This is a genomic window from Pseudomonas kitaguniensis (assembly GCF_009296165.1).
In the GTDB taxonomy this organism is placed as follows: Bacteria; Pseudomonadota; Gammaproteobacteria; order Pseudomonadales; family Pseudomonadaceae; genus Aquipseudomonas; species Aquipseudomonas kitaguniensis.
Map to the genome: position 1 here is coordinate 43,577 of NZ_VUAZ01000021.1, position 13,904 is coordinate 57,480.

The window sequence follows — 13,904 nt, forward strand, 5'->3', positions numbered from 1 at the left end:
ATGAGTATCGATATTGTGGTGGTTTTCGGCGTAGAAAACAGCAATAAGGCAGAACTCGCCAAGCACTTTAGCGCGTTGGCAGCTCATACGTTGACCGAGCCAGGTTGCGAGCGGTTCGAGGTGTATGAACAAAAAACAGAGGCCGATGGGTTTGTGTTAGTTGAGCGCTGGAAAAATGAGGCCTCCATTGCTGACCACATGGGGATGCCTTATACCGAACACTTTTTGGCCGTCGCAAAACCGTTGATTGCTCGAAGCGAAGTGCATCGGCTCTCTGCATTGGTTATTGGATGAGAGGGGAGTATCCCATGCACGCGTCATCTGCTCCGGTCACGCCGACTTATACCTTGGTGGTCGTGTGTGTTGCGCTGTTTGTCATTCCCCTGACCATTACAGGCTCAGGTGTATTGGTACTGCCAATCTCCCAAGAGTTTGGGGCCAGCTACTTGCAGGCGCAGTGGGTCATCTGCTCGTTCATGGTGAGCTATGCGGCCTTCATGGCAATGACCGGTGTGATTGCCGATGCCCTTGGTCGCAAATTATCGTTTGTGGTCGGGCTTCTGCTGTTTGCGGTTGCCAGTGCCTTGGCGGCCTGCGCCAGTAGCCTGTTGGTCTTAATCGTCGCAAGAGCAGTGACTGGCCTCGGTGCGGCGGCGGTCACTACGGCGGGAACCGCTATTTTAGCGTCCGTTTACTCAGGGCCTGCTCGGGTCAAGGCGTTTACGATATTTGGCACCTCATTAGGTTTGGGGCTGGCGGTCGGCCCGCTGGTGGCTGGTGGCACCGTTACCTTCCTCGAAAGCTGGAGGCCATTCTTCGGTGTAATCGCGGCCATCTTGGGTGTGATCTCAGCGCTCGGGTTTCGCTTGCCGGAAAGCCGCTCCCAAGAACGTCACTCTGTCGATTGGATTGGAGGCGTCCTGTTCACCGCTTGCCTGATTGTTTTTGTTTCTGCTTTCTCGATGGCGCCTGCAGCCGGCTGGACTGATCCCCAGGTGTTGAGTCTTCTGGCGATCGGCGTTGCGCTTGTACCGCTATTCGTCAAAGTTGAGACGCGGGCACAGCACCCTATTCTCAACATGCAATTATTCAGTAACCGTCAGTTTCTAGCGGTTTGTATCACCCCGGTGTTTCTGGGTTTTGGTTACATCAGCCTGCTTTTTTATCTGCCGCAGTATTTGGCGGTCGTTGCACACATGAGTGCGATCGAAGTCGGCATTGCCCTTATGTTTTCGACGTTGCCATCGCTTTTGTTCCCGCTTTTTTTTAGCTTGATAGGCCGTCAGTTACCGCTGAAAACGTTAATGGTCCTGACGTTTTTATTCCTGGTAATCGGCCCGCTGTCTCTTGCTTGGGTCATCGACTGCCCTACGCTGCTCACCCTCGCGCTGCCGCTGTTTATAACGGGTGGGTCATTTGGTGTTTCGCTCGCCTACCTCGATGGTGCAGCTGTCAGTGTTGTTTCCCCTCATCGCTCGGGGATGGCGGCGGGCATGTTCAATACCTTCCGTTTGGGAGGGGAAGCCTTGGCCATTCCTGCACTTGGCATGGTTGTCATTGCCTTGCTGAGTCTGCAAGCGGTTGATCGGCAGCGCGGATTATCCGTCCTGACTCAGGGAGACCTTGAGCGTGCCGCGACATTGTTGGCGTTACCCAAAGAGTCGTTGGTGAGTTACCTGGCGATTGCCATGCAGGGAACGTTGATCGTCGTTTCGATCGTTTCACTCGTAGGGCTGCTAATCATTTTAAAGCTGTCAGCTCAGCGCATAACTGAAGGTGTCGAATATGCACGCTAAGGAGCAAGAGTCGAAAGTCCTGATAGTCGGTGCAGGCCCGGTGGGTATGTTACTGGCTCTAGAGTTGGCGTTATACGGTATTAGAGCTCGCGTCATCTCCAAGGCGCCGCGTGTTTCAGCCCATTCCAAAGCGACCATCGTATGGCCAAGGATTCTGGAACTGATGGACCGTACAGGGGTTTCAGAGGCCATCGTGCGCGAGGGGCACTACTTCGACCAGATGAACTATTACTCCAATAAAAAGCGAGTGGGCTTGATACGTTTCAATACGCTGACCGATACCCCTTACCCCTTTGGTATCACCATCCCGCAGGCGAAGACTGAACGCATATTGGAGACCGCCCTCAAGACCCAAGCTGTTGCAATCGAATATGGGTGTGAGTTTGTCAGTGGCGAGCAGAATGATGACGGCGTCACGGTCACGCTGCGTGACACCTCTGGAGTTGAGAGTCGTAGCCGCTACGATTGGGTTGTGGGCGCCGATGGCTTTCAAAGTGATGTGCGTTCGGCGTTTGAGTTCGATTTCAGCGGCTACTCCATGCCTATTCGCCTTGCGATCACGGATGCTGAGTTGACCGGGCAGACCACCAGCAGCGAAGCCGCCTACTACATGCACAAATCTGGAAACATGGTGCTGGCGCCGCTGGGTGACGGTGTGTTCAGAGTCGGCGCCAGTGTTCCCCAAGGCTATACCGGTGATCAGCCAGACCGGGAGTTTTTCAATACGCTACTGGAACATCGGGTGCCCGGAGTAAAAAAACTGGGCGAGATGAAGTTCAGCGGCATTTTTACTGCCCATGTCCGCACGGCCAATACGTTCAAGAACAAGCGGGTATTTATTGTGGGCGATGCAGCCCATGCGATGAGCCCTTCCGGTGCCCAGGGCCTCAATACCGGTTTTCAAGATGCTGTGAATCTGGGCTGGAAGTTGGGCGGTGTCATGAACGGGAGTCTGTCGCCCCACATCCTGGAGACGTATACGCGCGAGCGCCTCGACTCCGTCAATCGGGTATCGGCCTTGTCTACCAGCCTGGCCAAGATGAGCTTGTATCAATACACCCCTCAAATTGCCCTAAGAGATGCTGCTTTCAGAGTTGCTTCGTTGACCAAGGTACTCGAAAACTATGTTTCACCTCGGTTTGCTCAGTTGGATTCGATTATTGGCTCTGACATTAAAAACAGTTTCTCCGGCAAAAAGAAACGACTGTCTGCCGGTGATCGTATACCGCTGAGCTGGACAGAGAACTGGCAAGCGCCGGTACTTGCCAAAGATGCCTATTCCATTCTGCTATGGCCCGGCAAAACGTACGTCTATGAAGCGTGGTCAGACTTCAGTCGCGAAGTGAGCTCAACAATGCGGGCGCATAAAGTCATCAACTTGGGCGCTATGCCTCTCGGGCGATTGCTTGATCGGTTGGGGCATCTACCGCAGAGCATCATCGTGCGGCCGGACGGACATATTCAATCCGTCATCTCGCTGGATGCATCGGCTTATTCCAAAAGTATCAACGCGATCACTCACGCTCTACCCCACAGTCTTTCACTCACCCAAAAACAGGTTGGATAACATGATCAAGAATCGAGTCGAGTTAACGTCACCAGCGGACATGACCCCGGAGCAATTGGAGGTGTATGGTCGGTTTCCCTCTAACCTGACCCGCTCTTTACTACTAACGAAGGCCTCTGCCGGACCGCACCTGGCTTTGGGTGGATCATTCACCGTTGGGCTTATTTCTTTCTTGGATCGTGAGGTCCTGGTGATGCGAGTGGCCAAGTTGCTCGATAGTGCTTTCGAGCGCCTGATCCATTACCCACTGGCCATCAAGGCTGGTTTGACCGACGCCGAAATCGCGGACATCGAAGGCGGGCACTACACACAGATGGAACCCAAGCGCGTCGCACTGCTGAAGTACGTGTCTGAGTGTACGCTTGATCACAAAGCCAGCGCCGAAGCGTTCTGGTCTTTGCGCGAGCACTACTCTCAAAACGAAGTGGCCGAAATTACTCATCTGGCCGGTCACTGTGCGATGACCGCCATGTACCTCGCCAGCCTCGATGTCCCGCTTGATGAAGCCGAAACTTCCTGGGACAAGCTGGTCGCTCGCGATCCTGCCTAAAAGGGGCGATATCTATGTTGTATACGAAGCTGGGTCGTAGCGGTTTAACGGTTTCCAGATTGGCCCTTGGTTGCATGAGTTTTGGTGATCCGTCTCGTGGAACGCATCCCTGGACACTCAATGCTGACGAAAGCGAACGCATCGTGGGCAAGGCGTTAGACCTTGGGATCAACTTTCTCGACACTGCCAATATTTACTCCCAAGGATCAAGCGAGGAAATCATTGGCGACGTGCTGGTCAAGCTCAAGGCCCGTCACAACGTGGTATTAGCAACCAAGGTCTACGAGTCCATGTCTTGCGACCCGTTGTCGGGCGGGCTTTCCAGGCATGCTATTTTTCACGAGATAGACTCAAGCCTTAAGCGTTTGCGTACGGATTACATCGATCTATACGTTGTGCATCGATGGGATTACAACACGCCCATCGAAGAGACCATGGAGGCATTGCACGATCTCGTGAAGATGGGGAAAGTCCGCTACATCGGTGCGTCATCAATGCACACTTGGCAGTTTGTTAAAGCACAGTATCTCGCCACGCTAAATGGCTGGACGCGGTTCGTCAGTATGCAGAGCCACTACAATCTTCTCAATCGTGAGGAGGAGCGAGAAATGCAACCCTTTTGCGCCGAAGAAGGTGTGGGGTTGACGCCGTGGAGCCCACTGGCCAGAGGCAAGCTGGCGCGCGCCAACGAACAGCAATCGCTGCGTAAAGAGACGGACAAAGTGCAATCTTGGCTCTATGAGTCGGCGGTGGAAAGTGATCGAAATATCATCGAGGTGGTTAGCGCGATTGCCAAGGAACGTGGCAGCACCAATGCTCAGGTCGCATTGGCTTGGCTGCTTGGCCAGTCGGCGGTAGTGTCGCCGATCGTCGGTGTGACTCGGGTGGAGCAGCTTGATGAATTAGTTGCGTCACTCCGCCTGGAGTTGGACGTTGAGGAGCTTTCGCGATTGTCGGCGCCTTACACACCACATTTGGCACCTGAGTACCGGTAATCTTGCAATCGCATCCGGGCCAATGAGTGGATCAGCTTGAACAGCCAGAAACAAGAAAGCCCGCACGAGGCGGGCTTCTTGTGATTCATAGAATGCTGTAGACATCTATGGATCGGTACTTGGTGGTACACAGTCATTTGAACCAAAACCGTGACTTAATGTATTTAATATATTTTTTAGTTTTTAAATCGATTAGGCATACACATAGGCATACATACTGCCGGGGCATAAACGAATGCTCCCCTCATACCTGAGCTTGGCATGATGCCGTCCGTCTCCACAAACCGACGTTTCACACCCCAGACGGTGCCACCAAAAAACATGCCATCCATTGCATCTTACTGACATTACTAGCCCGATAGACTGGAAAATCTGGTTTGCTGTTGGTGTTGGATTGATTCCCTATTTCCCACGACGCACGACGCATAAATGCGTGAAATCCGTCTCCGTGAGTTAAACCGGAAAACCGACATCGGTTTGGTAATAAAAAATAGCTCTAGCGAGCTTGGAATACATTTGGATATCAAACGAACGGCAGTCAATACTCCTTTGCTGAAACCAATTGTGCTGAAACCCTTGAATTTCCTGAAAAAAAGACGTCCTGGACGTCTTTTTTTTCGTTTAAGTGGTGAGCCATCGCCTATCGCGAGTGTCATTTCAGGTTCTTTGAAATGACATTAAAGTGTTACGAAATATGTATATGATCAGTTTTGATCCTGATTATTTGATCAGGATTTAACTATGAAGTCACTGCTCTAACTCTGGATTGCTAGGAGTGGCGTTTCTAGAGGGGGAGGTGTCTATACAGTTACTTATGCTTGCTCGTTAGAGGGAAACGCTATCTTAAATTAAGGTGGCGATAAACTTTATTATCTATGAGGAATGCTTATGAACACGGCTACGCAATTACACCCGTTCTTGAATCAAGAAGTGAGCCCGATGCCTAATGCAGAGGATATGCAGAAGGAACTAATTGAACGGCTGCTAAAGTCCACTGAGGAGCGTTGGCAGTCTGATCTGTCCCTTTCAGCCTGTTGCTGCAGTGAAGACCGTAACGCAAATAGTTAATAAAATCAGGCCGCTGGGTACAGTGGCCTGATTTAAAAAAGGAAAAATCCGAATGTAATGTACAGGAGTACTTGATTATGGCGAATGGTTTATATTCTCTGGATTTCACGCTTGAATATGAAAACTCAACTCTCGTGCACTATTTTTCTGTCGTTGAATCATTGTCGGTTGTGGAGTCCTTAGAGTTATTTGTTGATTTGAAAAAGTGGCTTTGGCTTTGCTCTAGGTTGGACGAACAATCTAGTACGGTATATCTCTTTGAGGAACAGCGCCTGATTGATAGTTATTGGCACTGTTTTTTACTATTCACGAAAGACTATATTTTTTTCTGTGAAAATTTTCTCGGAAGTATAGTTTATCATTCTCCGAATGTCGATATGCAACGGGCCACAACAAAGAAAACATCAGGAGAGTTGAAGTTAGAAGTTAAGGGGAATCTCAGCCTGTTAAGGCACAGCATGGAAGAGGTCAGTAGAGTGTTGGGGCAGGCGACAATGTTACGTTGGTATAGGGATATTCCGAATTGGAGCCGGGAGTCTAGGAAATGAGTGATCTTATTGGGTGGGAGCTAGACGAAAGGGCATTATTTAAAATATCAAAGAATGATAGATGGATCTTAAAATCATCAGTGCATAAAATTGTGTGCTACCACTCATCCGGCGGAAGTTATGAAGTAATAGATGACGAAGCGGGCAAGGTGGAGCATAAAATTCTTGTTTGGGCAATGGAAGGTGGGATTGCTTTACAGGATGCGGAAGCAAGTTTTGAAAATAATATACTAGCGTTGGGTACATTTCGCGAAGCGTTGAAAAGGCTCTGCTCAAAAAAAATAATTAAAATAACTCACGCTACTGATATGTCTGTTTTGTCGGATCGGGAAAAGACCAGATACAAATGGTTGTTGGAGCATTTTTGCTCTTTGGAGCAAGCCAATAGTAGTAGAGTAGATATATTTTTGAGATTGCGCCGAGCTAAAGTCTGTGTCATAGGGATGGGGGGGCTGGGATCTATGTTGACACAGTTGCTCGCTTCATCAGGCGTCTTGCACTTTACCTTGATCGATGGAGATTGCGTGGCCGCAGATAACCTTCCTCGGCAAATTCTCTACAAGAATTCGGATGAAGGGCAATCTAAGGTAGTTGTCATGAAGAGAGTATTGGAAGAATATGAGCCATTGGTCAAAGTTACGCCAGTCGAGTCTCATATTGATAGTCTGAGTTGCGCCCTGGAACGATTGAAAGGTTTCGATCTCGTCGTATTGTGTGGAGACCAGCCTCGTTTGCAGCTTCACACATGGGTGGGGGAAGCATCGCTGGTGAATAATGTGCCTTACATCGCTATGGGAGGTAATTGGGTAGGACCTATAAGCATTCCGTATAAATCACCTTGTTATATCTGTCAAGCGAGGTTTAACAGGGCTCATATACCCGATTATGAAGGCTTTGTGACTGCAACGTTGGCAACTGAGATTCCACCTAGAGCAGCCTTTGGCCCAGGCGTAGTGCTAATGGCTTCCTTGATGTCGACGATATGTGTTGAGTTTTTAGCCGAAGTAGCTCCCGAAAAATATAATTTCGAGCGGTTCAAGTGCGGTATTTGGAAGGAAAATACTGTTCAAAAACTTGTCAGGTATACAGATTGCCGGCGTTGCTCTTAAAAGGGGAGTCATATGCAGCAGAAAAGGATACTTGTAATAGGTAAGGTCTCTCCTGTGCAGGGTGGGGTCAGCATTAATACCTATGAAGTTTCGTTGGCTCTAGCAATGGCCGGGTATCAAGTGGACTTGCTCTCCAATAGGCAAGAGGTAGCAGATGGATATAGGCAAGTTGGGGGAGGCGTCCAAGATTGTGCTGGTTTGAAATTTTTTGATATTGAACCTCTCGTAGGTTTTTTCCATATTCCATACTCTTCAATGTTTTTTGAGCGATTAGCAGGTAAATCTCTAGAATTACTGCAAGATCAGAGTTACTCGCTGATTGTAGGGTGGTATTTATTTCCTTACGGAGCCGTTGCATCTTATATTTCCACAATAAGTGGCATACCTTATGTTTTGTTGCATGCGGGATCTGATATAAATCGTCTGGCCAAACATCCGAACCTGAAAAATATCGTAGCACGTGACTTGCTAAACGCAAGCGCAATTATCACGCCACATAATAGTGTAGTCACTGACAGTCTCGTGAGCCTTGGGGCGAACCGTAAAAATATAAAACACTATGGGCGAGGTACGCGATTCTTGAAGCACCATCCTGCGTCCGTGAGGACATTAGGTCAGCTAGTTATTTTGCTGCGTAATTTGGTCGTCGAAGAAGCAACTTGGTTTGATTGGGGAATAATCAATTCTTCAGTAGAACTTGATTTTAATAACGAAAAAAAAATAGTCTGCGTCTATGGGAAGGTGTCGCAGTCAAAAAGAATCAAGGAAGTGATTGAGGAAATTAACAAGGTCCCTGCAGAAGTTTGTTTTTCTGTGGTAATGATATTGTCTGGGGCTCGTGAGGAACTTGAGAGTCTATATGCCTTTACGCGTACACTGACGTATTCAATGACGCGTATCTTTTTTCTGCCACCACTTTCAGTTGCACTTTTACATGAGGTGTTAGGGTTGTGTGATGGCGGGATTTGTGTGGAGGAGTCTTTTCAAGTGAAGAATCACTTGTCGCGGCGTCTCCGAGAAATGATGTGTTTTTCTATTGTCCCTATTGTCTCTAAAGATTTTTTAGAACTTCCGTATTATCGGGATACTTTGATAAGTGGGGAAAATTGTCTGGTCATCGAAGCTATCTCGGATTTGAGCCATGTCCTACACTTGCTGCTAACAGATCAGCAATTATTTTCTCATTTGAAGCGAGGTGTCGTTTTAACTTCTCAATATGTGGAAAGTAAAATGGCCGACTCTAATCCAATAGCTATTGCTATTGGCCAGTGCGCAGAAAGGGTGCGTTATGATTGAATTGTTCGATGTAGTTGTAGTGGGCGGTGGCTTCGCTGGGTGTTCTGCCGCGCTATCTCTGAGTAGAAGTTCGATGACCGTCAAGGTGGTTGACGCGGGTTACCAACGAAATAGATTGTCGAGCCGCGTGTACTCCTATCTGGGGATCGATGGGAAACATACTCCTGCAACTATTAGTGATTTTAAAGACGAATTGGAATTATATGGTGTGTCCATCATGAAGGATTCAATCAATAATGCCATATTTCAAGAAGATTTGTTTTGCTTAATGACCGCAAGTGGGATTTTAATAAAATGTCGATATTTGATTCTCGCTACTGGTGTTCAGGACCTTTTGCCGGCTTTACCCGGTATTCAGGCGTTATGGGGACGTAGCATATTTAACTGTTTATACTGTGGCGCTTATGAATATCGGGGGAGTAGGATTGCCGTCTATGGTGCTGGGCAGTCAGGTTACGAAGATGCCATTAAAGCCGCGTCGTGGTCTAAAGACGTCATTTTCTATAATGCTACGGAAAGCGCTATTACAATTCAGCAACTGACGCGACTAGAGCTGGCGGGTGTCGTGATCGAAGATTCAAAAATCTCTCATTTGATTGCTGCATCACAAGGAGGGTTTACAGTTTGTTCATTGTCGGGCAAAGACCACCATGTCGATGTGATGTTTCTGAGGTCTAGGATTGTACCGAGGTTAAGCTTAGCAAGCGACTTGGGGTGCGAGTTAGATTCGGCTGGCTATATTCAGCTTGATCGGTTTGGGCGAACTTTATGTCCGGGTTTATATGTATGTGGCGACGCCACAGGTCAGTTGTTTCAGGCTGTCGGGGCTGCCGCAGACGGTAATAAGGTTGCTCGCCAGCTTCACCATGATAGTTTGTTTTTGGTCAGGTGAGCTGAGGTGAAAGTGAAAATCCTCGAAAAGACGATAGTTCGTAATTTTGCTCGCAAGGCCGATGTTTTAAAGAAAATAATCAGTTCTGACGTAAGGTCTAGATTTTTTTACTTGTTGATACTGGTAGGCGTTGGAGCTCTTTTAAGCGTGGGCGGACCATTGTTGCTAAAGTTTTCGGTCGATCACTTGGGTGATACGTCAAGTGAAAATTCCCACCAGTCTGCCGCTATATTGGTAAGTGCTTACGTATGCGTAATTTGGATTGATAAAGTTCTCAAAGAATACAAGGCTGCGCTCTATATTCGAGTGGAGCAGGGCATTCAGCGAACACTTATTGATAATGTTCTCAGGGCCATCATGGCGTTCAAATTAGATCTAGACTCGTCGGTAACTACCCAATCGGTTCACGAAGAGTTATCTAATGGGTTGATTGGTTTTCGAATGCTTTTTAGTAACTATACTATGATTCTCATTCCTGTGTTTTTTCAATTTATTGTGATGCTCAACGTATTTTTTCTAGTTTATGGGGTTGCATACCTATTAATCATGGTTTTAGCGTTTTCGGTATATGCTATGTTGTTTTTTAGGTCTGCACGAAATTTACAAATTCTGCAGAGAAAAGCCTTGGCATATCGTACCTGTGCTGGATCGAAAATGACGGACGCGCTGCTCAATATAGAAGCCGTTGGTGCCTTCAGTTTAGAAAATGATGTTGTCAGTACCGTTGATGATCAAATGGCTAGAGCGGAAAAAATATGGGCGGAGTTTTCGACAAGACGTTTGTTTTATGGCGTAGCTCAGATTTCTGTGATTGTGGTAGCTCTAGCCGCGGTGCTGGGTATCGCCTTTATCCAAGTGAAGGACGGAGATGTGACTGCGGGTGGGTTGGTTCTGTTGATATTTTATTTGGCTTCGATAGTTCAACCCATGGAAAGCTTAAGTCTTGCTTATAAAGAGGTCAAGCAAGGTGAAGTACTTTTTTCAAAATTGTTTAAGTATATGGAGTTCGTTAAAAAGCCGCAGTCGTTGCCTGATATTAAACTTCAGGATTCATCCTCGCCCTCCTTGGAGTTTCGTAAGGTCTCTTTTCGTCAGTCAAATCGTCAACTGACTCTGAGTAACGCCAGCTTTAAAATTCCTGGTGGATCGCTCACTGCAATTGTGGGGGCGAGTGGTTCTGGAAAAACAACAGTCTCACGGTTATTGATGCGATTTTATAAGCCCTCCAGTGGCGAAATTTTAATAAACGGTTTTAATGTTTCAAGTTTCTCAACTGAGTCTTTGAGGAGGTTAATCACCTGGGTGCCTCAAAACGCTACCTTGTTTGATGAAAGCGTTTTTTTCAATGTTTGGGTCGGAAATGTTGATAGCTCAGCATCGGAGGTTCGTTCGGCAATGGAGGCGGCATATGCCTCTATATTCTTGATGAGATTTCCTGAAGGTAGTGAGTCTTATGCCGGAGGTCGAGTCGGCCAATTGTCTGGTGGAGAGAGGCAGCGGATAGCAATTGCCCGGGCTTACCTTAGAGGCTCCCGGGTTATAGTGTTTGACGAAGCAACATCCGCATTGGATACGGTGAACGAAAAATTATTTTTTTCTCGCTTGAAGAGCGATTTTAAGGCTCTTACGAGGATCATTATTACGCACAAGTTGGAGGCCGTCGTGGATGCAGAGCAAATAATTGTCATGGCAGGCGGGGAAGTAGTCGAAGTTGGTACCCATGTCGAGTTACTTTCTCAAGTTGGAGAATATGCACGACTCTGGAACAGCCGATCAGGGGTTAAAGAGGAGTTGATAACATGAGTATTATAATTCGCGCGATGGCCGATGGCGACTGGCCTATTTTGGCTGAAATTTTCGAGCAGCCTTTGTTTCGTTATTGGACGCTCCGCATGCCCTACCAATCAGCGAATGATGTCAAGAGGCTTGTTGAGAGCAGAGCCTCTTCGGGATTGTCCTTGGTAGCTGAGCTGGAGGGCGTGGTAGTAGGGTGTGCGATGCTCTATCGACTCCAAGGACGTAGGCAGCATGTGGCTGACTTCTGGATGGGTGTCGCCGATGGCCATCATCGCCAGGGAGTTGGTGACGCCATATTAAAAGAACTAACTACGACCGCTTCAAGGTGGATGAATATATCACGCTTGGAACTGACCGTTTTTATCGATAATGAGGCGGCTATATCACTTTATAAAAAACATGGATTTACGCAGGAAGGTACGCACAAAAACTTTGCTTATCGAGATGGTGAATATGTGGATGCGTTGAGTATGGCTGCTATTCTTAGTACGCTGATTGAGGTATGATGATGAACGGGTCAGCTATTGAAGATTTTCTTAACCGTACCATGCTCGGGATAGGACGAGAGGCAGTTCGGGGCCGACTGTCACTCGAGGCCATCAAGGAAACGCTCTCTTTTGTGACAGCTGATGAGCGCTTTGTTTCGGTGTTTTTAGGTGGTTCGTATGCCAATCACCGTGCACGAAACTATTCAGATGTCGACGTATACGCTTTCGTAGTAGATGAGAGTATTCGTTGGCGACGCCAGTTTGAAGTGGTTAAAGGGATTCCTGTTGAGCTGAATGTACTATCTATTTCATTTCTTGATCAGCTATTGACGCACGCTTGGAAAACACGGTATGCAGCTATTTTAAGAGCGCTCTCAGAAACTATGATTCTAAAGGGCGAGAAGCTATCGCTTTCTATCAGGAATCGCGTCAATGGCATTCTTGAAGATCATGCAGGCGGTACTCAAGGGGTGGAGCGGTTAAGTCGAAAGTTGAGGTTTTCGTTAACCACAAAGCTAACCGACTTTCATCAGGAGCCGGAATCACTAAAAGCGCATATTCTCTTGTGTTCAATGGTGGGGGATGTGACCTCCCTTCTCAACTTGGTTGCTCAGGGTTGGGTCAGTAACAGTAAACATATGGTTGCTGGCATCAATCAGGATCCTAGTTGCGTCAATCTGTTGAGTCAATTCATTGAATGCTACACTTCATATATTTGTGGAGGTGACAAAGATGCGGTAACTGATGCTATCCTCTTGATCATAAGCTCGTGTGGAGGCGGTATCTGGAGTGGATTTGAGGAGTCATTCTAGAATTCCTCTAGAGAGTTACTTGGATCAAAATTTTTTATGGTTCCGGCTACTCCAAAGCCTGCTCATTTATCTTTATATTCATTCTGCTTAATTTTTCGCAGGACGTTCAGCTATCCATGGAGCTGTTGGATGACGCTGCCGTGTTTTTCGATAAGGCATTCCGATATTTGTCGGGTATCCCAGCTCAGCGCGTTCATCAGCCGATCAATAAGTACTATGCAGTGCCTTCCACTGGAGGCTGTTCGGATATCGGAACGCCTTCGGGCAATGAATTCGACCCGATGATTGAGGACGGTGTTCTTTGTACGCATAGTTGGCTTGACGGCTCATAACTACCACTCTAATGGCGCACTGGCGCAGAATCGAAAGTGACATCGCCCAGGTAATTGATCTATAGGATGCATTCGAAGCCGGTTTTTTGCAGCGGTTGCAGCAGACGCTGATTATGCGGCGTGTGAATCCGTCACTGCCCAGTCAAACAGCTTTGACTCTTTTGACTTTTGAGATTTTGCTTTTTCCGCCAAACCCTCCGATCAAGCGATCTTTGATCGCGCGGATCGGAGGGTTCACTCGCTTTTTTTCAAAGTCACCTCGTTCCATCACTCCGACTCATATTTGATTAGCACTATGCCTGCTTTTATCCATCGGTAATTACCCGTCATCTCTATTGAGTGTCCTGTAGTTTCAGCATCAGAGTGAGGCTTGCTTTGAGGGCATGGCTAGAGAAGTGGCGACACCGGCGACACTGGCGACAACCCACGTGGAACATGGCTTGGAGCATGGCGACAAAAGTGGCGACAGTCGCCACTTTCTGAGCTCTTTGGCCGTGACGCTTGACCGCCTTTTCGAGTGGGTATAACAATTGGCGCACGGATCGCCGTCGTTGACAGCACCTGCCCAGGTAGCCAGAACCTTTAAGGCTACGCCACTCGCGTGGTGGTTCTTCCCCAAGTGCGATTAGCGTCCGGCGGCTCGCACGGTCACTC

The 13,904-nt window shown here is 47.9% G+C and carries 13 protein-coding genes; all 13 read left to right on the top strand.

What is annotated here, in order from left to right:
* The 13 genes from F0169_RS04795 (at position 1) to F0169_RS04855 (ending at position 12,918) form a co-directional block, all read left to right on the top strand.
* On the top strand, positions 1 to 294 hold the full coding sequence (locus F0169_RS04795; protein ID WP_152745850.1) for a putative quinol monooxygenase: 294 nt from the start codon (positions 1 to 3) through the stop codon (positions 292 to 294).
* Between the two features lie 14 nt (positions 295 to 308).
* Positions 309 to 1,796, top strand: coding sequence for an MFS transporter (locus F0169_RS04800; RefSeq protein WP_172979329.1), 1,488 nt, complete (start codon positions 309 to 311; stop codon positions 1,794 to 1,796).
* The gene (locus tag F0169_RS04805; RefSeq protein WP_152745855.1) at positions 1,786 to 3,363 is read left to right on the top strand and encodes an FAD-dependent oxidoreductase; all 1,578 of its coding nucleotides are present in this window, start codon (positions 1,786 to 1,788) and stop codon (positions 3,361 to 3,363) included. The genes F0169_RS04800 and F0169_RS04805 overlap by 11 nt, the downstream gene beginning before the upstream one ends.
* Position 3,364: 1 nt before the next feature.
* The gene (locus F0169_RS04810) at positions 3,365 to 3,913 is read left to right on the top strand and encodes a carboxymuconolactone decarboxylase family protein (RefSeq protein ID WP_152745857.1); all 549 of its coding nucleotides are present in this window, start codon (positions 3,365 to 3,367) and stop codon (positions 3,911 to 3,913) included.
* A gap of 14 nt (positions 3,914 to 3,927) precedes the next feature.
* Positions 3,928 to 4,908 (top strand): aldo/keto reductase, encoded by a 981-nt coding sequence (locus tag F0169_RS04815; RefSeq protein ID WP_152745859.1) that lies wholly within the window; start codon positions 3,928 to 3,930, stop codon positions 4,906 to 4,908.
* Positions 4,909 to 5,337: 429 nt separating this feature from the next.
* Positions 5,338 to 5,583, top strand: coding sequence for a hypothetical protein (locus tag F0169_RS04820; RefSeq protein WP_143505309.1), 246 nt, complete (start codon positions 5,338 to 5,340; stop codon positions 5,581 to 5,583).
* 470 nt (positions 5,584 to 6,053) lie between these two features.
* A complete protein-coding gene (locus F0169_RS04825; RefSeq protein WP_152745861.1) occupies positions 6,054 to 6,524 on the top strand; it encodes a glycine-rich domain-containing protein in 471 nt (156 codons plus the stop codon).
* Positions 6,521 to 7,633, top strand: coding sequence for a HesA/MoeB/ThiF family protein (locus tag F0169_RS04830; RefSeq protein ID WP_099235349.1), 1,113 nt, complete (start codon positions 6,521 to 6,523; stop codon positions 7,631 to 7,633). Before F0169_RS04825 ends, F0169_RS04830 begins: the two co-directional genes overlap by 4 nt.
* Before the next feature lie 12 nt (positions 7,634 to 7,645).
* Entirely contained in the window at positions 7,646 to 8,929 is a 1,284-nt protein-coding gene (locus tag F0169_RS04835) for a glycosyltransferase family protein (protein WP_152745863.1), read from the top strand.
* Complete coding sequence (locus F0169_RS04840) at positions 8,922 to 9,821, top strand: NAD(P)/FAD-dependent oxidoreductase (RefSeq protein ID WP_099235351.1); 900 nt, start codon at positions 8,922 to 8,924, stop codon at positions 9,819 to 9,821. Before F0169_RS04835 ends, F0169_RS04840 begins: the two co-directional genes overlap by 8 nt.
* Before the next feature lie 6 nt (positions 9,822 to 9,827).
* Positions 9,828 to 11,624, top strand: coding sequence for an ABC transporter ATP-binding protein (locus tag F0169_RS04845; RefSeq protein WP_099235352.1), 1,797 nt, complete (start codon positions 9,828 to 9,830; stop codon positions 11,622 to 11,624).
* The gene (locus F0169_RS04850; protein WP_003232915.1) at positions 11,621 to 12,124 is read left to right on the top strand and encodes a GNAT family N-acetyltransferase; all 504 of its coding nucleotides are present in this window, start codon (positions 11,621 to 11,623) and stop codon (positions 12,122 to 12,124) included. The genes F0169_RS04845 and F0169_RS04850 overlap by 4 nt, the downstream gene beginning before the upstream one ends.
* A gap of 2 nt (positions 12,125 to 12,126) precedes the next feature.
* On the top strand, positions 12,127 to 12,918 hold the full coding sequence (locus F0169_RS04855; protein ID WP_143505311.1) for a nucleotidyltransferase domain-containing protein: 792 nt from the start codon (positions 12,127 to 12,129) through the stop codon (positions 12,916 to 12,918).
* The last annotated feature ends 986 nt before the right edge of the window (positions 12,919 to 13,904 follow it).

Bases quoted from the DNA above. Each gene is read 5' to 3' on its own strand.
- F0169_RS04795 (WP_152745850.1), top strand. From the start codon at position 1: ATGAGTATCGATATTGTGGTGGTTTTCGGCGTAGAAAACAGCAATAAG.
- F0169_RS04850 (WP_003232915.1), top strand. From the start codon at position 11,621: ATGAGTATTATAATTCGCGCGATGGCCGATGGCGACTGGCCTATTTTG.
- F0169_RS04820 (WP_143505309.1), top strand. From the start codon at position 5,338: ATGCGTGAAATCCGTCTCCGTGAGTTAAACCGGAAAACCGACATCGGT.
- F0169_RS04825 (WP_152745861.1), top strand. From the start codon at position 6,054: ATGGCGAATGGTTTATATTCTCTGGATTTCACGCTTGAATATGAAAAC.
- F0169_RS04810 (WP_152745857.1), top strand. From the start codon at position 3,365: ATGATCAAGAATCGAGTCGAGTTAACGTCACCAGCGGACATGACCCCG.
- F0169_RS04855 (WP_143505311.1), top strand. From the start codon at position 12,127: ATGAACGGGTCAGCTATTGAAGATTTTCTTAACCGTACCATGCTCGGG.
- F0169_RS04830 (WP_099235349.1), top strand. From the start codon at position 6,521: ATGAGTGATCTTATTGGGTGGGAGCTAGACGAAAGGGCATTATTTAAA.
- F0169_RS04815 (WP_152745859.1), top strand. From the start codon at position 3,928: ATGTTGTATACGAAGCTGGGTCGTAGCGGTTTAACGGTTTCCAGATTG.
- F0169_RS04835 (WP_152745863.1), top strand. From the start codon at position 7,646: ATGCAGCAGAAAAGGATACTTGTAATAGGTAAGGTCTCTCCTGTGCAG.
- F0169_RS04805 (WP_152745855.1), top strand. From the start codon at position 1,786: ATGCACGCTAAGGAGCAAGAGTCGAAAGTCCTGATAGTCGGTGCAGGC.
- F0169_RS04840 (WP_099235351.1), top strand. From the start codon at position 8,922: ATGATTGAATTGTTCGATGTAGTTGTAGTGGGCGGTGGCTTCGCTGGG.
- F0169_RS04800 (WP_172979329.1), top strand. From the start codon at position 309: ATGCACGCGTCATCTGCTCCGGTCACGCCGACTTATACCTTGGTGGTC.